This is a genomic window from Methylobrevis albus (assembly GCF_015904235.1).
Taxonomy (GTDB): Bacteria; Pseudomonadota; Alphaproteobacteria; order Rhizobiales; family Pleomorphomonadaceae; genus Methylobrevis_A; species Methylobrevis_A albus.
Window position 1 is genome coordinate 217,631 of sequence record NZ_JADZLT010000054.1, and the last position, 20,180, is coordinate 237,810.

Genomic DNA, 20,180 nt, shown 5'->3' on the forward strand with positions numbered 1-20,180 from the left:
GGGAACGGGTTCAGTCTCACCAATCGGTAAAGAAGCATGGTTAAGAAGCGGTTTCCGCCACCCGCTGCGCCGGCGGATCGGCCGGACTGCGGCGCGAATTAGCGAATTCTTATCCCTGGGCGACTAGCGTCTCACAGGGGGCTGGCAGGAAGCCGGCACGCGGGCGGGCCGTTTCATGGATTTCGCGACGATCATCGGTATTCTGGTTTCCTTCGCCGTCACCGGCTGGGCGATCAGCCTCGGCGGCAGCTTCGGCGCTTTCGTCGACATTCCTTCGATCGCGATCGTGTTCGGCGGCGGCATCGGCGTCGTCGTCGTGCGCTTTCCGCTGGCCGGCCTGGTCTCGGCGCTCGGCCTCGGCTCCAAGCTCGCCTTCTCGCAGACCAAGACCAACCCGCGCGACCTGATCGACCAGCTCGCCGACATGGCCGACGTCGTGCGCCGGCAGGGCCCGCTCGGCCTCGAGGCGATGGAGATCGAGGATCCGTTCCTCGCCAAGGCGAAGCAGATGATCGCCGACGGCTACGACGCCAGCTTCATCCAGGAGAACCTCGAGCGCGAGCGCGACCTCTACCTCGAGCGGCTCGAGGAAGGCGCCCGCATCTACAAGGCGATGGGCGACTCGGCGCCGGCCTTCGGCATGATCGGCACCCTCGTCGGCCTCGTGCAGATGCTGCAGACGATGGACGATCCCTCGACCATCGGTCCCGCTATGGCGGTCGCGCTGCTGACGACGCTCTACGGCGCGCTCGTCGCCAACGTCGTCTGCCTGCCGATCTTCGAGAAGCTCAATGCCAAGCTGAAGGTCGAGGAGGTCAACCAGAGCCTGATCATCGACGGCATCGTCCAGATCCGCAACTCGAAGAGCCCCGGCCTGATCCGCGAGATGCTGACCGCCTACCTCCCCGAGAAGCAGCGCGCCCAGCGCGAAGCCGACGCGGCCTGAACCGGAAGGGATCGCGGCAATGGCACGCAAGGCGAAAGGTGGCGGGGGCGGCGGCGGCGCCCCGGAATGGCTGGTCACCTTCGCCGACCTGATGTCGCTGCTCGTCTGCTTCTTCGTGCTGATCATCTCCTTCTCAACCCAGGACCAGAAGAAGCTCGAGATCGTCGCCGGCTCGATGCGCGATGCCTTCGGCGCCGTCACCGACCGCAAGCTCGCCGGCATGATCGAGATCGAGGGCATCCCGTCGCGCGAGTTCATGCGCTTCATCACCCAGATCCCCGACACCGCCAACGACGAGGTGCGCGAGCGGATCGACAAGCAGCGCGGCGACGAGGGCTCCGACGCCAGCGACGCGGTGACGCCGGTCAATCCGGTCGAGCAGCAGCGCAGCTTCATGACCGCCGCGACCTCCCTGCGCCAGGCGATGCAGGACATGCCGGAGCTCACCGACATCTCCAAGCAGGTGATGATGGAGATCACCGAAGAGGGCCTCGACATCCAGCTCGTCGACCAGGACGGCCGCTCGATGTTCGCCGAGGGGTCCGACATCCCCTACGAGACCACCCGGCTGCTGCTGCAGCGGCTCGCCCCCGTGCTGCGCGACCTGCCGAACCGCCTGATGATCACCGGCCATACCGCCGCCGGCACCCCCGTGCGCGACCCGGCGCACACCACCTGGGAACTGTCGTCGAACCGCGCCAACAGCGTGCGCCAGATCCTCGCCGGCGAAGGCATCAGCAACGAGCAGCTCGCCGCCGTCGTCGGCAAGGCGGAGACCGAGCCGCTGTTTCCGAACGACCCGTTCCTCTCCGGCAACCGCCGTATCAGCATCCTGCTGATGAACGAAGCGCCGCCGCTGCCCCTGTTGCACAGCCCCTGATGCGCGGATCGCGCCGCCGGGCCGGAGCCCGGCCGGCAGGCCCGCTGTTCCGGCACGGCAGCCCGCCCGCCGGGGGCCTTGCCGCGGCCTTGAAACTCTGCGACGACGGTCGGCGATGAACGCAACTGCCGCCACCGCCCCCCTGCCGTCCGACGACGATGCCGTCGCCATCCGGCTCGCCGCCGCCGAGCGTATCGCTCGCGCCGCCGGCGAGACCGCCTCCGCCTTCTTCGCCCGCCGCGCGGACCTCGTCGTCGAGCAGAAGGCGGCCGTGCAGGATCTCGTCAGCCAGGCCGACCGCCAGGTCGAGACCGAGATCCGCGACGCCGTCGCCGCGCTGTTTCCCGACGACGCCATCCTCGGCGAGGAGCACGGCGCAGCGGCCGGCACCAGCGGGTTTCGCTGGGTGATCGACCCGATCGACGGCACCAGCCCCTTCCTCACCGGCCAGCCGAACTGGTGCGTCTCGATCGCCCTCACCGATCCGGACGGCATCGCCGCCGGCGTCGTGCACGCGCCCGCGCTCGGCGAAACCTACGTCGCCCGCCGCGGCGGCGGCGCCTTCCTCAACGGGCGCCGGCTGACCGTCGACCCGGCCTGGACGATCACCTCGGCCAACATCGCCTTCGGCGCCACCAACTCGGCCGCCCCCGGCCCCGCCGGCGCCTTCGTCACCGCCCTCTATGCCGAGGGCGGCGTGATGTTCCGGATCGGCTCCGGCGCGCTGATGCTGTGCTACGTCGCCTCCGGGCGCCTCGCCGGCTACTTCGACCCGCTGATCAACGCCTATGACTGCTACGCCGGCAACCTCGCCGTCCTCGAGGCCGGCGGCCGCGTCCGCTTCGACGGCGACGACGAGCGTCAGGGCCCGCTCTGGTGCGGCAACGACCGCATCCTGGACGACCTCGTGCGGCTGACGGCGACGGCCGGATTCTGAGACGGCCGTAGAGACGCCGCGACAACCGGCGCGCCCTGCCGCATCCGTTCGCGACCGGCCCGGCGGGCTTTTGCAGGATGCGGCCTTCGCCGAGCCCCGACGGCCGGGCCTGGATAAGCCCGCTGGCCATGCCCCGGTCCTGTCCCCTACCCTCCCGGCCAAGCACACCCGGCCATGCCCCGGCTATCCGGTCAAAGCGCATCGGCATCTGCAAGGTGGCCGTGAAGCGTGGACGACCTCGGAGAATTGCCGACGAGGACACGGCAAGCGGCCTGCCGACGCCTCGGCTTTTGCCTCGCCCTTCGAGACAGGCGCTGCGCGCCTTCCTCAAGACGAGGGAAAAGGATAAACGCTTGTGATGAAAAGAGAAACTCCCGGAGGCCTCATCCTGAGGAGGCCCGTGAGGGCCGTCTCGAAGGGCGAGGCTGGGCGCGCCGACCTCTTTCCGACGGCTAAATCGGACAGCACTGGCCCCTGCCCCCGGCGCTGCCGGCGAGGCAAAGCTGGCCACGCCCGGAGGGCCAAGCGCCGGCCCCCGCCCGCCGCGCCGAGCGAGCTAGACACGGCCAGCCGGGCGCACACGGCTATTTCACGAAAATCCGGACAGCACTTGGGGCGCCGCGCGAAGCGACGCCCCGGGTGCAATGGCCTGCTGTGCATCGCCAGTCCAAGCCAGGCCAGCTTCCAGAGGGAAGCCAGTCATTTCGCCAGAGACCTAAGTCATCTGGTGGTGATGGAAAGTATGTCTTCGGTCCGAGGCTTCGTCAAGTCTTTCCGAACCGCCAGAATGAGACACGATGATTCCCTTGATGCTGCGTTGCAGCGTGAGCGCGTCGATACGCGGCCGCAGATGACGGGCCACGGCCGGAATATGACAGCGGATGCTTGGGCTTGGGCGGAGATGGCCTGCACGGATGCCGGTGAATTCGGGGGCATCGGACGGGGGTAGCATGCGGCGACGCCGCGACCCCTCCCGACCCGGCTTCGCCGGGCCACCCTCCCCACGAGGGGGAGGGATTTCGTTACGATATGCCGAGATGAATTGGACCGCTCACCGGCTTCTCGCGAAAATCAACGATCTGTGACGCGCCACGCGCTCCCATCCCTCCCCCTCGTGGGGAGGGTGGCCCCGCGCAGCGGGGTCGGGAGGGGTCGCAGCGGTGCCACATTCGCCGACGCCAGAGAGGCCCCATCCCCCCCTCAAAACCCCACACCCGCCCCGCTCTGCGGATCCAGCAGGCCGTGAAAGCGGCGGGCGGCGGCGTGGGCGAAGCGGAGGGTCATCGCCTTGCGCGTGCCGGGGGCGAGGCGGTGCTCGGGCGCCTCGCGCAGCACCGCGCCGCCGAAGCCGTCGGCGAGGATCAGCCCCGCCTCCACGGGGAAGATGCCGGCGTCGACGCCAGCATGGGTGGCGAAGAACAGCCGGTCGCAGTGCAGCCGGTAGTCGGGCCATTTGCGGTCGCTGCGGAAATCCTCCAGCGACGACTTGATCTCGACGATCCAGACCTCGCCGCCGCCGCCGAGCGCCGCGATGTCGGCGCGCCGGCCAGAGGCGAGCGGCAGCTCGGTGACGATCGAGAAGCCGAGGCCGACGAGCAGCCGGCCGACGCCGCGCTGCACGAGCCGGGCGTGCTCCGACTGGCGTCCGTCGACGAGGCGCGGATCGGCCGGCAGCACCGGGCCGGACGGGCCGAGGCCCGGCTCCGGCGACGGGTCGGGCAGCGCTCGGGCGGAGAAGGGGTTCAGGTCGGGCGCGGACATGGCGCCATCTTGTTCATGCTTCGTTCGGAATGCAAGCCGCTTCAGCGAAGCGACGCCGCCAGCGCCTGAAACCCGTCGTCGTCCGGATGCGCCTCGTGCCAGAGCACGGCGTGCCGCCGCGCCTCGTCGCTGCGCCCCGCGGCCAGCAGCAGGTCGATCATCCGCCGCGCCAGCGGCTTCACCGCTCGCTTCGGCAGCGTCGCCAGTGCCGGGTCGGCGGCGATCGCCGCCAGCGTGGCGGCGAGGCGGTCCGCGCCGGCGCCCGGCCGGCCGGCCGCCGCCGCGCCCTCGGCGGCGAGCAGTGCGGCACCCGGATGTACGCCGAGGCCGAGCGCATCGATCGCCGCCGGCGCCGGCCACGCCCCGCCGGCGTGCACGGCCGCGGCGATCTCGCCGAGGCGGGCGAGCGCCGCCCAGTCGGGCGCCGGCACGAGCAGCCCCTTGGCGGCGACCTCGTCCGCGATCGGCCGGGAAAAGCCGGCGATCGCGCGGCGCACCACGTTGAGCGAGAACAGATGGTCGTGCACCTCGTGCGTCGAGGCGACCGGCACCAGCCGGCGCGTCGGCGACGGCCGCAAGCCGGCGATCCGCGCCGCCGTCGCCCCGTCGGCCGGGTCGAACAGGCCGAACACCAGGTCGAGCGGCGGGCCGGACCAGGCGTCCAGCGCGGCGAGGAGATCGGGATCTCCGGCGCCGGGATGCAGCCCCGCCCGCCCGCTCTGGCTGCCCGGTGCGCCGACGACGAGGTCGGGCCCGAACACGATCGCCGCGCCATCACCGCGCCGGAGGGCGGTCGCCAGCGCGCCCTGCGCCCCCATCGAGCTGCCGTAGTACACCGTGCGCGGCGCGGCGCCGAGCACGGGCGCGAGCCGCGCCGCGGCGGCGTCGATCGCCGCGTCGATCGCCGCCGCCTGGTCGCGATACCAGCCGCCGGAGAGGTCGTTGAGGAACAGGCCGTGGTGCTGGGTACGGGCGAAGAGGCGGGAAAGGCCGAACTTGCCGGCCGGCACGCGGACTTGCGAAAACACCACCGCCAGCGTGCCGCTGCCACGGCCGATCGCGCCCGCCGCCGGGCCGGCGCGCAGCAGCGGCGCGAAGCTGGCGGCGAGCCCGCCGGCCACGCACTCGAAGCCGGCCGGGGGGGCGTCGGCGGTCATGCGGCCTCCGGATGAGGCGATGACGCAGGCCGGCGCGGTTGCCCCGGATGGCCGGCTGGGGTCAATGTTGCGCCGCAGGAGACCCGATGAGCCAACCGATTCGTCCTTTCACGCTCCCGGAACGGCCGGGGTCCGCCGTCAGGCCGCGCAGTCTCGGCGTCGACGCCTTGCGCGGCCTCGCGATCCTCGCCATGGCGATTTACCATTTCACGTGGGATCTCGGCTATTTCGGGCTGATCGGCGTCGATCCGGCCGTCGATGAGGGCTGGCGCCTGTTTGCCAAGCTGATCGCGGCGAGCTTCCTCGCCCTCGTCGGCGCCGGCCTCGTCCTCGCCGGGCGCGACGGCTTCGACGGCGTGCGCTACGGCGCGCGCCTCGCGAAGATCATCGCCGCGGCGATCCTCGTCAGCGCCGCCACCTTCGCCGCCTTCCCCGACCGCTTCGTCTATTTCGGCATCCTGCATCACATCGCGCTCGCGAGCATCCTCGCCCTGCCCTTCCTGCGCCTGCCGCTGCCGGTGGTGGCGCTCGCCGCGGTCGCGGCCTTCCTGCTGCCGGACTATGCCACCCTGCCGCTGTTCGACGAGCCCGCGCTGTGGTGGACCGGCCTTGCGCCGGAAACCCGCCCGGCCAACGATTTCGTGCCGCTGTTTCCCTGGTTCTCGGCCGTGCTCGCGGGCATCGTGATCGCGCGCGTGCTCGGCGGCGCCCGGCCGACGCGTCCGTCGACACCGGCGAGCCCGGCACCGGAGCCGCGCGGCGCCGCCGTCCTCCGCCCGCTCGCCTTCGCCGGCCGGCACAGCCTGCTGATCTATCTGGTGCACCAGCCGCTGCTGTTCGGTCTCGTCATGGCCGCTGCCGCGGTGATGCCGCGCGATGCCGGCATCGAGCGGCTCCGCTTCATCGCCGCCTGCGAAGCGACCTGCCAGCAGACCAACGGTGGCGATCCGGCGATCTGCCCCGCCTATTGCGGCTGCGTCAGCGGCTCGCTGGAGCGCAACGGCTTCTGGACGAGCCGGATGTCGGAGGAGGAGGCGCAGTCGATGCTCGGCACCGCCGCCGCAGGCTGCCGCATCGACATCGCGCCGGAGTTTCTCAACGAGGACTAGGCGGCCGCACCGGGCGGAAGGGGACGTTGACGAGGCGCCGCGCCCCGCCCGCGGCTCACTCGGCCTTGCCGGTCTCGGCGGCCTCGCGGCGCTCCTGCTCCTTCAGTTCCTCGATCCGCGGCATCGACATGATCGAATAGCCGGAATCGACGAAGTGCACCTCGCCGGTGACGCCCGACGACAGCGGCGACAGCAGGTAGAGCCCGGCGCCGCCGACCTCTTCCAGTCCCACCGGGCGCTTCAGTGGCGAGTTCTTGCGCTGGAAGTTGTACATCAGCCGCGCGTCGGCGACACCGGCGCCGGCGAGCGTGCGCACCGGGCCGGCGGAGAGCGCGTTGACGCGGATGCCGGTCTCGCCGAAGTCGGCGGCGAGGTAGCGCACCGACGATTCCAGCGCCGCCTTGGCGACGCCCATCACGTTGTAGTTCGGCATCACCCGGCTGGCGCCGCCGTAGGTGAGCGTCAGCAGCGAACCGCCATCCGGCATGATCGCCGCGGCGCGCCTGGCGACTTCGGTGAACGAGAAGCAGCTGATCACCATGGTGCGCACGAAGTTGTCGCGGCTGGTGTCGGCGTAGCGGCCCTTGAGCTCGTTCTTGTCGGAAAAGCCGATGGCGTGCACGAGGAAGTCGATTTTGCCCCAGCGTTCGCCGAGCGCGGCGAACACCGCATCGACGCTGGCGAGATCCTCGACGTCGCACGGGATCACGAAGTCGGAGCCGACCTTTTCGGCGAGCGGTTTCACCCGCCGGCCGAAGGCGTCGCCCTGGTAGGTGAAGGCGAGGTCCGCCCCCGCCTCGGCGAGCTTCGAGGCGATGCCCCAGGCGATCGAGTGATCGTTGGCGACGCCCATCACGAGGCCGCGCTTGCCCGCCATCAGGCCGGTCATATGGTCGTCTCCGGGAGGATCGGGGCTCGGACGCCGGCGGTCAGCCGGCGTAGCGCTGGAACACCAGCGTGGCGTTGGTGCCGCCGAAGCCGAAGGAATTGGACAGCACCCGCTCGAGCTTCACGTTGTCCTGCCGCTCGAGCACGATCGGCATGTCGGCGAAGGCCGGGTCGAGTTCCTCGATGTTGGCGCTCTTCACGATGAAGCCGTTCTGCATCATCAGCATCGAGTAGATCGCCTCCTGCACGCCGGTCGCGCCCAGCGAATGGCCGGTCAGCGACTTGGTGGCGGCGATCGGCGGGCTCTTGTCGGCGCCGCCGAACACGTTGCGGATCGCGGCGATCTCCGGCGCGTCGCCGGCCGGCGTCGAGGTGGCGTGCGGGTTGATGTAGTCGATCGGGCCCTTCACGGTCGAGAGCGCCATCTTCATGCAGCGCTCGGCGCCCTCGCCCGACGGCGCGACCATGTCGTAGCCGTCCGAGGTCGCGCCGTAGCCGACCACTTCGCCATAGATGCGGGCGCCGCGCGCCTTGGCGTGCTCGAGTTCCTCGAGCACCAGCACGCCCGCGCCGCCGGCGATGACGAAGCCGTCGCGGTTCTTGTCATAGGCGCGCGAGGCGGTCGACGGGGTGTCGTTGTACTTCGACGACATCGCGCCCATCGCGTCGAACAGCACCGACAGCGTCCAGTCGAGCTCCTCGCAGCCGCCGGCGAACACGACGTCCTGCTTGCCCCACTGGATCAGCTCGTAGGCGTTGCCGATGCAGTGGTTCGAGGTCGCGCAGGCCGACGAGATCGAATAGTTGACGCCCTTGATCTTGAACCAGGTGGCGAGCGTCGCCGACGCGGTCGACGACATCGCCTTCGGCACCGCGAACGGGCCGACGCGCTTCGGGCCCTTGGTGCGGGTAATGTCCGCCGCCTCGACGATGGTGCGGGTCGACGGGCCGCCCGAGCCCATGATGATGCCGGTGCGCTCGTTGGAGATCTCGCTCTCCTCGAGGCCGGAATCCAGGATCGCCTGGTCCATGGCGACGTGGTTCCACGCCGTGCCGCCGCCGTGGAAGCGCATGGCGCGCCGATCGACGACCTCGGCCGGATCGAGCTGCGGCACGCCGTAGACCTGGCAGCGGAAACCGTGCTCGGAGAAGCTTTCGGAGCGGGTGATGCCCGACTTTGCTTCACGCAGCGACGAGAGCACCTCCTGGGTGTTGTTTCCGATCGAGGAAACGATCCCCATGCCCGTGACGACGACCCGTCTCATGCTTGCCTCTCGTGTCTTTTCGCGTCCGCCGTCGTCCCGAGCGGTTGGCATCGGAACGCGGGGTTACCTTGATGAACCGGTGCGGCCGGGCGGCTTGCGCGGCGGCGGGACACCGGCTGCGGCCAGGCAGGCCCGGCCCCGGCGACAGGGCCGCAGCGCGCCTCAGACGGCTGCGGGCTCTTCGCGGAACAGGCCGACCTTGAGGTCGCTCGCCTTGTAGATGGTGACGCCGTCGGCTTTCAGCCAGCCGTCGGCGATGCCGAGCACCAGCTTCGAGCGCATGACCCGTTTGAGGTCGACGCCGTACTCGACGGTCTTCACCACCGGGGTGACCATGCCGGAGAACTTGACCTCGCCGACCGACAGCGCGCGCCCGCGACCCATCGCCCCGGACCAGCCGAGGAAGAAGCCGACCATCTGCCAGAGCGCGTCGAGGCCGAGGCAGCCGGGCATCACCGGATCGCCCTTGAAGTGGCAGGGGAAGAACCAGAGATCGGGACGGATCTCGAGCTCGGCGCGGACATGGCCCTTGCCGTGCGGGCCGCCGTCCTCGGAGATCTCGGTGATCCGGTCGAACATCAGCATCGGCGGCAGCGGCAGCTGGGCGTTGCCCTGGCCGAAGAGTTCGCCGCGTCCGCAGCTCAGCAGGGCTTCGTAGTCAAAACTGGTCCGGCGCTCGTCCATGCCTCGAGGTATTCCTTCGTTCCGTGGGCTGGACCACGGCCCGGCAGTGTCGCCTGCCGCCGCCATCCGTTTCGCCCAACCGTCGGCTTGCCCGTTTGTTTGCTCGAAAGAGGCCACGGCCCCGCCGGTTCCGGCGAACGGCCCCTTTCCTGATCGCGCCGAGTGGTAACACAGCTCACCAGCGACCGAAAGCCTTGCCCGGCCTGCCTTCCGCGCGGCCGGACGCCCATTGTGCACCGCCTCGCCGCGTCGGAAACCGCGCCGGAGCGGGCCGTGCATGTCGCCGGACGGTGCGGCGCGGCCGCGGCCAATGAGTGCTAATTGTTGAGTTTTATATTCAGCTTTTTATGCCGCGGACAGCTTGCACGTTCGCTGCCGAAACCCTAGTATCGCCTTCGAAAAAGCCGCAGGGCCTCTGGCCTTGCGCGCGCCCGGCGCGCCCTTCCGGGCCTTCGCATCGGCGAAGGTTCCCTGGAGTGGCTGCCCTGACGTCCGAGACAGGTATCGCAGCGCAATGACGACACTCCCGCCCGAGGCCCGGGCCACTTTGCCGAAGACGACCGGGACCCCGCTGGCGCAGGCCGGCCAGCCCACGCCGATCGAGGCGCATGTGCATATCGCCCATGCCGGCCACCATCACGACGACGACGACGGCCTCGACGACGGCGCCACGCCGGACCCCCATGCGGTCCGCGCCATGCTGCGCGCCGCCGGCCTGCGCCCGACCCGCCAGCGCGTCGCCCTCGCCGACCTGCTCTATGCCCGGGGCGATCGCCACATCAGCGCCGAGCAGCTCTACGACGAGGCGCAGGTCGCCAAGGTGCCGGTGTCGCTCGCGACGATCTACAACACGCTGCACCAGTTCACCGAGGCGGGGCTGCTGCGCGAGGTCGCGATCGACGGCACCAAGACCTACTTCGACACCAATACCTCCGACCACCACCACTTCTTCATCGAAGGCGAAAACGCCGTCTACGACATCCCGAGCACCAGCGTCGGCATCGGCCGCCTGCCGGAGCCGCCCGAGGGCATGGAGATCGTCCGCGTCGACGTCGTGGTCCGGCTGCGCCCCAAGCAGATCTGATTCGCCGCACGGCACGGCGCCGCCGGTCATCGGCATGAAAAAGGCCGGCCCCATGAGGGCCGGCCTTTTTGGTTGTCGGGGTTGGTCCGGCGGTCCCTGCGACGCCCGGCCGCACGGCCGGGGCGCCGCGGCGGGTCGATCAATCCTCCTCGACGAAGATCGCCTGGCGCTTCTTGCGGATGCTCGGCGCCATCGCGAAGATCACCACCAGCACGGCGATCGCGAGCAGCGTCGCCGAGATCGGCCGGGTGACGAAGATCGTCGGGTCGCCGCGCGAGATGATCATCGCGCGCCGGAGGTGCTCCTCGAGCAGCGGCCCGAGCACGAAGCCGAGCAGCAGCGGCGCCGGCTCGCAGCCGAGCCGGATCAGCACGTAGCCGACGATGCCGAAGAAGGCGATCGCGAACACGTCGAAGGCGTTCATGTTGATCGAATAGCAGCCGATCGCCGCGAACACGACGATCGCCGGGAACAGCACCCGGTAGGGGATCGTCAGCAGCTTCACCCAGAGCCCGATCAGCGGCAGGTTGAGCAGCACCAGCAAGAGGTTGCCGACCCACATCGAGGCGATGATGCCCCAGAACAGCGCCGGCTGCTCGTTGATGACGTTCGGCCCCGGGGTGATGCCCTGGATGATGAACGCCCCCACCATCAGCGCCATCACCGGATGCGCCGGGATGCCGAGCGTCAGCAGCGGGATGAACGAGGTCTGCGCCGCGGCGTTGTTGGCCGATTCCGGCCCCGCGACGCCCTCGATCGCCCCCTTTCCGAACTCTTCGGGATGCTTCGAGAGGTTCTTCTCCGCCGAGTAGGAGGCGAACGACGACAGGATGTGCCCGCCACCCGGCAGCACGCCGAGCAGCGACCCGAACAGCGTACCGCGCAGCACCGGCATCGTGATGCGCCGGAAGTCCTCGCGGGTCAGCCAGAGGTTGGTGACCTTCTTCACCATCACGTCGCGTTCGCGCTCGTTCTCGAGATTGCGCAGGATCTCGGCGATGCCAAAGACGCCGACCGCCATCGAGACGAAGTTGATGCCGCTGAACAGCTCCGGCTGGCCGAAGGTGAAGCGCGGCGTGCCGGTGTAGATGTCCTGCCCGACCATGCCGAACAGCAGCCCGAGCACGATCATCGCCAGCGCCTTCAGCACCGACCCGTGCGCGAGCGAGATCGAGACGAGCAGGCCGAGCACAATCAGCGCGAAATACTCCGGCGCCCCGAAGTTGAGCGCCGCGCGGGCGAGCGGCGGCGCGGCGACGGCGAGGATGAAGGTCGCTACCGTGCCGGCGAAGAACGAGCCGAGCGCCGCGGTGGCGAGCGCCGGTCCCGCCCGGCCCTGGCGCGCCATCTGGTAGCCGTCGATCGCCGTCACCGCCGAGGACGATTCGCCCGGCAGATTGATCAGGATCGCCGTGGTCGAGCCGCCGTACTGCGCGCCGTAGTAGATGCCGGCGAGCATGATCAGCGCCGTCACCGGCTCGAAGTTGAAGGTGATCGGCAGCAGCATCGCGATGGTCGCCGTCGGCCCGATGCCCGGCAGCACGCCGACGAGCGTGCCGAGCAGGGTGCCGACGAAGCACCAGAGGATGTTGGTCGGCGTCAGCGCCGTTTCGAAGCCGAGGGCGAGATTGCTCAGGAGTTCCATGTGCGACGCTCCCTCAGAAGCCGAACCAGGGGCCGATGGTGGGGATGCTGATGCCGAGGCCGACGCGGAACACGAGGACGCACAGCACCGCCATGCCCACTCCGATGCCGATCGCCGCGACCGGGCCGTTGTGCCGGCTCGCCAGCGCCGTCACCGCCGCGGTGACGAAGGTCGCCGGGCCGAGGCCGACCCCGCGGGCGCAGAGCCCGAAGAAGCCGATCACCGCGACGATCAGGATGAGACCGCGCCAGGGAATCGGCGTCGGCTCGATCGTCTCGCTGCGGCGCCAGCCCTGCACCGCGACGGCGGTGCCGAGCCCGACGAGCAGCAGCGAGGTGATCATCGGCAGGTAGCCGGGACCCATCTTGATCGCGCGGCCCATGTCGTAGTTGAGCGCGCCGATCGCGAAGGCGAGCCCGAAGCCGATGAAGACCAGCCCGGCGAGAATGTCGCGGGTGGATTTGTCCGTGAACATGGCGTGTCGTCTCCGAAAAGGAGGGATGGCCGGACCGCGTGGCGAACAAACGTCCGCCCCGTTATGAAATGCATGATGCACGCGTTTTACAGGGCTGCGAGCGACGCATCCGTTGTGTGCGTCACCAGGCGGCCGGCCGGAATTCCGACCGGTCGCACGGCGTGCGCGCCACCTCGCCGCCGTCGCAGCCATGGCCCCGGGGACAAGCCCCGGGGCGGGAGGCTCAGTCGGCGTAGACGCCGGCCGCCTCGATGATCGGCTTCCACAGCGCGATCTGGGCGGTGAGCGTCGCGGTCAGCGCCGCCGGCTCGGCTTCGGTCGCGGCAACCGGGGTCGTGCCGAGTTCGGCGAAGCGCGAGACGATGGTCGGGTCGGCGAGCGCGACCTTCAGTGCGTCGGAGAGCTTGGCGACGACGTCGTCCGGCAGGCCGGCCGGGCCGTAGAGGCCGTGCCAGACCGCGATCTTCAGGTCTTCGAGCCCGCCTTCGGTGGTGGTCGGCAGGTCGGGCAGCGAGGCGAGCCGCTCGGCGGTGGTCACGGCATAGGCCTTCACTTCGCCGGCCTTGATCTGCGACGTCGTGTTGGTGGTCTGGTCGCAGAGCAGGTCGATCTGGCTGCCGATGATGTCGGTCATCGCCGGGCCCGAGCCCTGGTAGGGCACCGTGGTCATCGCCGCGCCGACGGCGTTCATGAACAGCATGCCGCAGAGATGCGAGGCCGAGCCGACGCCGGCGTTGGCGTAGGTGAGCTCCTCGCCCTTCTCCTTGATGGTCGCGACGAGCTCGGCGAGCGTCGTCGCCTCGAAGTCCTTGCGCGCCACGATCGTCATCGGCACCTCGGTGATGAGGCCGATCGGCGAGAAGTCCTTGGTCGGATCGAACGGCAGGCTGCGGTACAGCGTCGGCGCCGTCGACATGCCGATGTGATGGATCAGCAGCGTGTAGCCGTCCGGATCCGACGAGGCGACCTGGCCGGCGCCGAGCGTGCCGCCCGCGCCGCCGACGTTCTGGATCACCACCTGCTGGCCGAGTTCACGGCCCATCACCTCGGCGACGAGGCGGGAAACGGTGTCCGTCGGGCCGCCGGCCGAGAACGGCACGACGATGGTGACGGGCTTGGTCGGGTATTCCTGTGCGGACGCCGTCGACGCGGCAAAGGCCGCTGCCAGTACGGCCACGGATACGGCGATGCCATTCATGCTGAAACGCATGGTGTTTTCCTCCCGGATTGTGCCGACCACCGGGTCTCCTCCCACGATGATCGGCCCTCCATTTTGCAGCCGTTGTGCCAGATTGCGAACCCCTTAATAAATCGCGGAAATCCGCCGTTGCGCCGCTCCCGCGGCCGGCTAAGCCTAATCGGGTCGGCGGATTTTCGCCGATGCAGGCCGGCCCGTCGGCGGAAATCCGCCGATGAAGGGCCGAGGGGACTGGTCAGCCGTCGCGGAACGCGCTCTAACGCCGTCATGGTCCCATCGTCGCGCCTCCGTCGCCCCTCCCCCCGTGCGCTGCTGCTCACCGCCGCCGGCGCGCTGGTGGTCGCGGCCGCGGCCTACGCCGCCTTCGAGGTGACGCTGGCCGGCGACATCGACGCCGCGCGCGAGCGCGCCGAACTGCGGCTCGGCAGCTTCGAGAGCACGCTGGAGATGATCGTCGAGCGCTACCGCTTCCTGCCCACCGTGGTGGCGCAGGCGCGCGAGGTGCGCGCCGTTCTGCGTGCGCCGGACGATCCGCTGGCCGTCGCCGCCGCCAACGCGCACCTCTCCCGGCTCGAGGACAGCGCCGCCGCCGACGAGCTGTTCGTGATGAACCCGGAGGGCCGCATCCTCGCCGCCGGCAACTGGTGGTCGCTGGAGACGCTGGTCGGCGCCGACCGGTCGCAGCGGCCGTATTTTGCCGGCGCCATCGCCCGCGGCAGCGCGCGGATGTACGCCGTCGGGCTCACCACCAACCTCCCCGGCTATTTCCTCGCCCAACGCGTCGACGACGGCGACACCATGCTCGGCGTCGCCGTCGCCAAGGTCAGCCTCGGCGAGCTCGAGGCGATCTGGTGGCGCTCGGGCGAGGAGATCGCGGTGGTCGACGAGGCGGGCACCGTGCTGCTCTCGACCCGGCCCGACTGGCGCTTCCGGCAACTCGCGGACGGCGAGGACGCCGTGCTCGCCCGGCGCGACCGCTGGCGCGGCGCCGAGCGCGTCACCTTCGCCGGCGGCGATCCGGAGGGCGCGGCGATCCTCGACGCCATCCGCCTGCCCTCGCATGACTGGCGCCTGCTCTACTTCACGCCGTTCACCGAGGTGACCGGCCGTGCGCTCACCATGGCGGTGCTCGCCGCCCTGCTCGCCGGCGGCCTGCTGCTCGCCGGCCTCGCCGGCTGGCAGCGCCGCCGCGCCAACCTCGCGGTCGCCCGCGCCGCCAAGGTGCTGGAGCGCCGCGTCGCCGAGCGCACGACGGAGCTGCGCGCCGTCAACGCCCGCCTCGAGGCCGAGGTCGCCGAGCGCCGCCGCGCCGAGGTCGGCCTCGTCCAGGCGGCCAAACTCGCCAGCCTCGGCCAGACCATGGCCGGCATCGCGCACGAGATCAGCCAGCCGATCGCGGCGCTGCGCACCAGCGCGGCGAGCCTGAAGATCGTCGCCGCCCGCGACGCGGCGCGGCCGGGCGGCGGCGGACCCGAGGGCGCGGAACGGATCGCCCGCACCATCGCCAGCATGGCTGGCATGATCGACCGCCTCGCCGCCCTCACCGACCATCTGCGCAGCTTCGCCCGGAAAGACACCGCCGGCGTCGCGCCGGTCGATCCACTCGCCGCCGTCGACGCCGCGCTCGGCCTGCTCGCCCATCGCCTCGAGGCCGACGGCGTCACGGTCGAGCGCCATGGCCCGCGCCACGGCCTCGTCGTCGCCGCCAATCCGATCCGGCTGGAGCAGGTCTTCGTCAATCTCCTCGCCAATGCGCTCGACGCCATGGAGGCGAGCGCCGTGCGCCGGCTGACCATCGCCGTCGAGGCCGGCGCGGACGCCGTCGATATCGCCGTCTCCGACACCGGCGCCGGCATGCCGGCCGAGGTGATCGCGCAGCTGTTCGACCCCTTCTTCACCACCAAGGAAGCCGGCCGCGGCCTCGGCCTCGGCCTGTCGATCTCCGCCGGCATCGTCGCGGAGATCGGCGGGCGCATCGCCGTCGCCAGCGTCCCCGGCACCGGCACCACCTTCACCGTCCACCTGCCGCGCGCCGCCGCCGGCTGAGCCCCCCGCCACCGAGGAGATCCGATGCCGCCCGTTTCCGTGCTCGTGGTCGACGACGACGCGATGGTGCGCGACTCGCTCGCCGAATTCCTCGGCCTGTCGGGCTTTGCGGTCTCGACCGCCGCCGATGCCGCCGAGGGGCTCGGCATGGCGATCGCTGGCGATCCCGACGTGGTGCTGACCGACGTGCGCATGCCCGGCCGCTCCGGCCTCGAATTCCTGCGCGCCCTGCGCGCCGCCTGCCCCGAGGCCGCCGTCGTGCTGATCACCGGCCACGGCGACGTGCCGATGGCGGTGGAGGCAGTGAAGGGCGGTGCCTTCGAGTTCCTGCAGAAGCCCTACGATCCCGACCACCTCGCCTCGGTCCTCACAACCGCCGCCGAGCAGCGCCGGCTGAAGCGCGAACTCGCCCAGCTTCGCCGCCGGCTGGATGGCGGCGAGGCGGAGCTCGAGACCCGCGTGCTCGGCATCTCGCCCGCCGCGGCCGAGCTGCGCCGGGCGATCCTCGAACTCAGCCCGATCGCCGTCGACGTCGTCATCAACGGCGAGACCGGCACCGGCAAGGAAGTGGCCGCGCGGGCGCTGCACGCCCTGTCGCCGCGCCGCGCCGGCCCCTTCGTCGCCGTCAACTGCGCGGCGATCCCCTCCGAACTCGTCGAGAGCGAACTCTTCGGCCACGAGGCCGGCGCCTTCACCGGCGCGCGCGCCACCCGGATCGGCAAGTTCGAGCACGCCAACGGCGGCACGCTGCTCCTCGACGAGATCGAGAGCATGCCGGCGCTGGTGCAGGCCAAAGTGCTGCGCGTGCTGCAGGAGCGGGTGGTGGAGCGGGTCGGCTCCAACCGGCCGATCGTCCTCGACGTCCGCATCCTCGCCGCCTCCAAGGCCGATCTCGGCGCCGAGAGCGGCAGCGGCGGCTTCCGCGCCGATCTCTACTACCGCCTGAATACGGCCAGCCTCGCCCTGCCGCCGCTGCGCGAGCGCGGCGAGGACGTGCCGTTCCTGTTCGAGCATTTCCTCACCGAGGCCGCCCGCCGCCACGGCCGCGAGCCGCCGCCGGTGCGCACCGACGACGTCGAGGCGCTGCTGGCGCACGACTGGCCCGGCAACCTCCGCGAACTGAAATCCGTCGCCGAGCGCTTCGCCCTCGGCCTCAGCGCCAGCGGCTCGGTCGCCCGCATCCTGCGCCGCGGCCAGCCGCCGACGGCTGCCTCCGCCTCCCTCGCCGAGCGGGTCGCGAGCTACGAGCGCCGCTTGATCGAGGCGGCGCTCGCCGAGCACGGCGGCTCGGTGCAGGCCGTGGTTGAAACGCTGAAGGTGCCGCGGCGGACGCTGAACGAGAAGATGGCGAAATACGGCCTGGTGCGGCCGCGCTCGTGATCAGGGCGCCCGATCAGGCCGGCGCCGCTTCGCCGTCCCGCACGCCGCCGATCCAGGTCGCCTGCACGTGCAGCCCGTCGTCGAGATGGACCAGATCGGCCGCGCGGCCCGCCGCGATGCGGCCGAAGCGGTCGCCGATGCCGAGCGCCTCGGCCGGGTAGCGCGACGCCATCCGGAGCACTTCCTCGACGTCGACGCCGAGCCGCTCGGTGCAGAAGCGCACCGCCGACGCCATGTCGAGATCCGCACCCGCCAGCGTGCCGTCGCCGAGCACCAGACGTCCGTCCTCGCGCCGCGCGGTACGCCCATTGAGCACGAAGCTGTCCCCGTCCGCACCGACGGTGGACATCGCATCGGTGACGAGGAAGCAGCGCCCCGGCCCGCGCTTGCCCCGGATCGCGACGGCGAGGCTGGCGGGATGCACATGGTGGCCGTCGGCGATCACGCCGCACCAGACGTCGCCGGCGTCGAGTGCCGCGCCGACGAGGCCCGGGGCGCGGTGGCCGAGCGGGCTCATCGCATTGAAGAGGTGCGTCGCACAGCGCGCCCCGGCCGCGAACGCCGCCACGGCGTCGTCGTAGCTCGCATCGCTGTGGCCGAGGCTGACCACGATGCCGGCATCGGCGAGGCGCCGGATCAGCGCCGGCGGCGCCTGCTCGGGCGCCAGCGTCAGCATCAGCAGGCCGACCCGGGCCTGCGCCGCGATCAGCGCCTCGACGTCGTCGTCGCCGAGTGGCCGCATCAGCTCGGCGAGATGGGCGCCCTTGCGGGCCGGGGCGAGATGCGGCCCCTCGAGGTGCAGCCCGATCACGCCAGGGACGCTGCCGACCGCGACCGCCGCGATCGCCGCGGCCATCACCGCCGGCCCGTCGGTGATCAGCGTCGGCAGCAGCGCGGTGGTGCCGAAGCGCCGGTGCGCCGCGGCGATCGCGGCGATGCCCTCCGGCGAGGGATCATCGTTGAAGAGCACGCCGCCGCCGCCGTTCACCTGCGCGTCGACGAAGCCCGGCGCCAGCCAGCCGCCGCCGAGGTCGGTTCGCCGGGCGTCGTCCGGCACCGCGTCGGCGGGCACGATGGCGGCGATCCGGCCGCCGTCGATCAGCACGGCGGAGCGGTCGCGGATCGTGTCGCCGTCGAAGATCCGGGCGCCGACGAGGGCATCATGGGGCATGGGGATGGCCGTCCGTGGTCGTCGCGGCGGGCGGCCGCGCAGTGCGGCGCCGTTCGGCGAGTGTCGTCCGCAGCGTTTCTATCGTCTGAACGAAGCGGCAGCGACGTTTTCTTTCGCGGCGCGCCGCGCCATGGTGGCGCCGCCGCCGGAGGCGGCGCCGGTCTCCGGCCCGCCCCGCCCAGCCCAGGAAGGACCAGACCGCCTTGATGCGTCTCGATCACACCGCCGCCGGCGTCTACGCCATCGCCGCCACCCCGTTCACCGCCGACGGCCGTCTCGACACCGCCTCGATCGACAGCCTCACCGACTACTACCTCGGCGCCGGCGTCACCGGCCTCACCATCCTCGGCATCCTCGGCGAGGCGCCGAAGCTCGAGGCGGAAGAGTCGCTCGCGGTGACGCGGCAGGTGGTCAAACGCGCCGGCGTACCGGTGATCGTCGGCGTCTCGGCGCCGGGCTTTGCCGCCATGCGCTGGCTCGCCCGCAACGCGATGGACCTCGGCGCCGCCGGCGTGATGATCGCCCCGCCGCCGGCGCTGCGCACCGACGACCAGATCGTCACCTACTACGCCCAGGCGATCGAGGCGATCGGCGACGACATCCCCGTCTGCGTGCAGGACTATCCGCTGACCCTGACCGTGGTGATGACGCCGGGCGTCATCCGCCGCATCTTCGAGAACCATGCCTCCTGCGTGATGCTGAAGCACGAGGACTGGCCCGGCCTCGAGAAGATCAGCCGCCTGCGCGCCTGGCAGGCCGAAGGCGCGCTGAAGCCGATCTCGATCCTCTGCGGCAACGGCGGCCTGTTCCTCGACTTCGAGATGGAGCGCGGCGTCGACGGCGCGATGACCGGCTACGCCTTCACCGACATGCTGGTCGAGCTCGTCGACCTCGCGAAGGCCGGCGACCGCGAGGCGGCGCACGACCTGTTCGACGCCCATTTGCCGCTGATGCGCTACGAGCACCAGCAGGGCGTCGGCCTCGCCGTGCGCAAATACGTGCTGATGCGCCGCGGCGCTATCGCCTGCGACGCCCAGCGCAACCCCGGCTCCAGCCTCACCGCCGCGGCACGGGCCGAGGTAGACTACCTGCTCGAGCGCCTCGCGCGCCGCGATCCGCGCAGGGCCTTGGCTGAATAACTAAACGAAGCGATAGTACAGAAAGAGAATTTCTTCTATGAATTAATTAGACAAAACTATCAATTCGAAAAAAATCATCGAGAAACTACCGAGCACCTTCTATATCTTCAGCGATAATTTCAGCATACTCGTCAATTTCGATAAAAGCACGATGAGCAACAGCTGGATCGACTAAATCTCGGACAACTATTGTCACAAATTCCGTTAGAACCATAGCTTTTGCTTGCCATCCTTCGATGGATCGAATATTTATGTAAGCAGCCCCGCCAGTCATGCGATATCCAGAAGTCCAATCAGGCATTCCATCGGCGATGAGAGGACCCACCTTTACAAGCCCCTTGGTTGCATAACTGTTATAATGCTCGGTATTTGGAGTCCATGCGATAATTGTCTCTTTGGCTTTCATAATTAATAC

Annotated in this window: 18 protein-coding genes; 8 read left to right on the forward strand and 10 right to left on the reverse strand. The window is 70.3% G+C overall.

Going from position 1 to position 20,180, the window contains the following annotated elements:
* Positions 1-175: 175 nt before the first annotated feature.
* The 3 genes from I5731_RS16645 (at position 176) to I5731_RS16655 (ending at position 2,763) form a co-directional block, all read left to right on the forward strand.
* Entirely contained in the window at positions 176-946 is a 771-nt protein-coding gene (locus I5731_RS16645; RefSeq protein WP_197312530.1) for a MotA/TolQ/ExbB proton channel family protein, read from the forward strand.
* Positions 947-965: 19 nt separating this feature from the next.
* Positions 966-1,826, forward strand: a complete 861-nt coding sequence (locus I5731_RS16650) for an OmpA/MotB family protein (RefSeq protein WP_197312531.1) — start codon at positions 966-968, stop codon at positions 1,824-1,826.
* A 115-nt stretch (positions 1,827-1,941) separates the two neighbouring features.
* Complete coding sequence (locus I5731_RS16655) at positions 1,942-2,763, forward strand: inositol monophosphatase family protein (protein ID WP_197312532.1); 822 nt, start codon at positions 1,942-1,944, stop codon at positions 2,761-2,763.
* Between the two features lie 1,200 nt (positions 2,764-3,963).
* Here the strand turns inward: I5731_RS16655 and I5731_RS16660 are convergent.
* Together I5731_RS16660 and I5731_RS16665 are read right to left on the reverse strand one after the other, a co-directional pair.
* Entirely contained in the window at positions 3,964-4,524 is a 561-nt protein-coding gene (locus I5731_RS16660) for an MmcB family DNA repair protein (protein WP_197312533.1), read from the reverse strand.
* A 41-nt stretch (positions 4,525-4,565) separates the two neighbouring features.
* Positions 4,566-5,681 (reverse strand): hypothetical protein, encoded by a 1,116-nt coding sequence (locus I5731_RS16665; RefSeq protein WP_197312534.1) that lies wholly within the window; start codon positions 5,679-5,681, stop codon positions 4,566-4,568.
* A gap of 86 nt (positions 5,682-5,767) precedes the next feature.
* On the opposite strand from I5731_RS16665, the gene I5731_RS16670 reads away from it, so the two are divergent.
* Positions 5,768-6,790: a DUF1624 domain-containing protein gene (locus I5731_RS16670; RefSeq protein WP_197312535.1), complete on the forward strand. Its 1,023-nt coding sequence runs from the start codon at positions 5,768-5,770 to the stop codon at positions 6,788-6,790.
* 55 nt (positions 6,791-6,845) lie between these two features.
* On the opposite strand, the gene fabI is transcribed toward I5731_RS16670, so the two are convergent.
* From fabI to fabA, 3 genes are all read right to left on the reverse strand, one after another.
* Complete coding sequence (gene fabI / locus I5731_RS16675; protein ID WP_197312536.1) at positions 6,846-7,679, reverse strand: enoyl-ACP reductase FabI; 834 nt, start codon at positions 7,677-7,679, stop codon at positions 6,846-6,848.
* Positions 7,680-7,719: 40 nt separating this feature from the next.
* Entirely contained in the window at positions 7,720-8,943 is a 1,224-nt protein-coding gene (gene fabB / locus I5731_RS16680; protein WP_197312537.1) for a beta-ketoacyl-ACP synthase I, read from the reverse strand.
* A gap of 162 nt (positions 8,944-9,105) precedes the next feature.
* Positions 9,106-9,627: a 3-hydroxyacyl-[acyl-carrier-protein] dehydratase FabA gene (fabA, locus tag I5731_RS16685; RefSeq protein WP_197312538.1), complete on the reverse strand. Its 522-nt coding sequence runs from the start codon at positions 9,625-9,627 to the stop codon at positions 9,106-9,108.
* A 616-nt stretch (positions 9,628-10,243) separates the two neighbouring features.
* Here fabA and irrA point away from each other — a divergent pair.
* Entirely contained in the window at positions 10,244-10,711 is a 468-nt protein-coding gene (irrA, locus tag I5731_RS16690; protein ID WP_407941854.1) for an iron response transcriptional regulator IrrA, read from the forward strand.
* A 139-nt stretch (positions 10,712-10,850) separates the two neighbouring features.
* On the opposite strand, the gene I5731_RS16695 is transcribed toward irrA, so the two are convergent.
* The 3 genes from I5731_RS16695 to I5731_RS16705 form a co-directional block, all read right to left on the reverse strand.
* On the reverse strand, positions 10,851-12,356 hold the full coding sequence (locus I5731_RS16695; RefSeq protein WP_197312539.1) for a tripartite tricarboxylate transporter permease: 1,506 nt from the start codon (positions 12,354-12,356) through the stop codon (positions 10,851-10,853).
* Positions 12,357-12,369: 13 nt separating this feature from the next.
* Positions 12,370-12,831 (reverse strand): tripartite tricarboxylate transporter TctB family protein, encoded by a 462-nt coding sequence (locus I5731_RS16700; RefSeq protein ID WP_197312540.1) that lies wholly within the window; start codon positions 12,829-12,831, stop codon positions 12,370-12,372.
* A 223-nt stretch (positions 12,832-13,054) separates the two neighbouring features.
* On the reverse strand, positions 13,055-14,041 hold the full coding sequence (locus I5731_RS16705) for a tripartite tricarboxylate transporter substrate-binding protein (RefSeq protein ID WP_197312541.1): 987 nt from the start codon (positions 14,039-14,041) through the stop codon (positions 13,055-13,057).
* A 255-nt stretch (positions 14,042-14,296) separates the two neighbouring features.
* On the opposite strand from I5731_RS16705, the gene I5731_RS16710 reads away from it, so the two are divergent.
* Together I5731_RS16710 and I5731_RS16715 are read left to right on the forward strand one after the other, a co-directional pair.
* Positions 14,297-16,075 carry a sensor histidine kinase gene (locus I5731_RS16710; protein ID WP_197312542.1) on the forward strand — a complete coding sequence of 593 codons (1,779 nt, stop codon included), beginning with the start codon at positions 14,297-14,299 and terminating at the stop codon, positions 16,073-16,075.
* A gap of 24 nt (positions 16,076-16,099) precedes the next feature.
* A complete protein-coding gene (locus I5731_RS16715; RefSeq protein ID WP_197312543.1) occupies positions 16,100-17,455 on the forward strand; it encodes a sigma-54-dependent transcriptional regulator in 1,356 nt (451 codons plus the stop codon).
* Positions 17,456-17,468: 13 nt separating this feature from the next.
* On the opposite strand, the gene nagA is transcribed toward I5731_RS16715, so the two are convergent.
* Complete coding sequence (nagA, locus tag I5731_RS16720) at positions 17,469-18,626, reverse strand: N-acetylglucosamine-6-phosphate deacetylase (protein ID WP_197312544.1); 1,158 nt, start codon at positions 18,624-18,626, stop codon at positions 17,469-17,471.
* Between the two features lie 206 nt (positions 18,627-18,832).
* On the opposite strand from nagA, the gene I5731_RS16725 reads away from it, so the two are divergent.
* Positions 18,833-19,765, forward strand: a complete 933-nt coding sequence (locus tag I5731_RS16725) for a dihydrodipicolinate synthase family protein (RefSeq protein WP_197312545.1) — start codon at positions 18,833-18,835, stop codon at positions 19,763-19,765.
* 85 nt (positions 19,766-19,850) lie between these two features.
* On the opposite strand, the gene I5731_RS16730 is transcribed toward I5731_RS16725, so the two are convergent.
* Positions 19,851-20,171, reverse strand: coding sequence for a hypothetical protein (locus tag I5731_RS16730; protein WP_197312546.1), 321 nt, complete (start codon positions 20,169-20,171; stop codon positions 19,851-19,853).
* Between the last annotated feature and the right edge of the window lie 9 nt (positions 20,172-20,180).

What these genes read in the sequence shown, in the direction of transcription:
- I5731_RS16665 (WP_197312534.1), bottom strand. Translation starts at nt 5,681, where the DNA reads ATGACCGCCGACGCCCCCCCGGCCGGCTTCGAGTGCGTGGCCGGCGGG.
- I5731_RS16710 (WP_197312542.1), top strand. Translation starts at nt 14,297, where the DNA reads ATGGTCCCATCGTCGCGCCTCCGTCGCCCCTCCCCCCGTGCGCTGCTG.
- fabA (WP_197312538.1), bottom strand. Translation starts at nt 9,627, where the DNA reads ATGGACGAGCGCCGGACCAGTTTTGACTACGAAGCCCTGCTGAGCTGC.
- I5731_RS16700 (WP_197312540.1), bottom strand. Translation starts at nt 12,831, where the DNA reads ATGTTCACGGACAAATCCACCCGCGACATTCTCGCCGGGCTGGTCTTC.
- I5731_RS16650 (WP_197312531.1), top strand. Translation starts at nt 966, where the DNA reads ATGGCACGCAAGGCGAAAGGTGGCGGGGGCGGCGGCGGCGCCCCGGAA.
- I5731_RS16705 (WP_197312541.1), bottom strand. Translation starts at nt 14,041, where the DNA reads ATGCGTTTCAGCATGAATGGCATCGCCGTATCCGTGGCCGTACTGGCA.
- I5731_RS16725 (WP_197312545.1), top strand. Translation starts at nt 18,833, where the DNA reads ATGCGTCTCGATCACACCGCCGCCGGCGTCTACGCCATCGCCGCCACC.
- fabB (WP_197312537.1), bottom strand. Translation starts at nt 8,943, where the DNA reads ATGAGACGGGTCGTCGTCACGGGCATGGGGATCGTTTCCTCGATCGGA.
- I5731_RS16660 (WP_197312533.1), bottom strand. Translation starts at nt 4,524, where the DNA reads ATGTCCGCGCCCGACCTGAACCCCTTCTCCGCCCGAGCGCTGCCCGAC.
- nagA (WP_197312544.1), bottom strand. Translation starts at nt 18,626, where the DNA reads ATGCCCCATGATGCCCTCGTCGGCGCCCGGATCTTCGACGGCGACACG.
- I5731_RS16695 (WP_197312539.1), bottom strand. Translation starts at nt 12,356, where the DNA reads ATGGAACTCCTGAGCAATCTCGCCCTCGGCTTCGAAACGGCGCTGACG.
- fabI (WP_197312536.1), bottom strand. Translation starts at nt 7,679, where the DNA reads ATGACCGGCCTGATGGCGGGCAAGCGCGGCCTCGTGATGGGCGTCGCC.
- I5731_RS16655 (WP_197312532.1), top strand. Translation starts at nt 1,942, where the DNA reads ATGAACGCAACTGCCGCCACCGCCCCCCTGCCGTCCGACGACGATGCC.
- I5731_RS16645 (WP_197312530.1), top strand. Translation starts at nt 176, where the DNA reads ATGGATTTCGCGACGATCATCGGTATTCTGGTTTCCTTCGCCGTCACC.
- I5731_RS16670 (WP_197312535.1), top strand. Translation starts at nt 5,768, where the DNA reads ATGAGCCAACCGATTCGTCCTTTCACGCTCCCGGAACGGCCGGGGTCC.
- I5731_RS16730 (WP_197312546.1), bottom strand. Translation starts at nt 20,171, where the DNA reads ATGAAAGCCAAAGAGACAATTATCGCATGGACTCCAAATACCGAGCAT.
- I5731_RS16715 (WP_197312543.1), top strand. Translation starts at nt 16,100, where the DNA reads ATGCCGCCCGTTTCCGTGCTCGTGGTCGACGACGACGCGATGGTGCGC.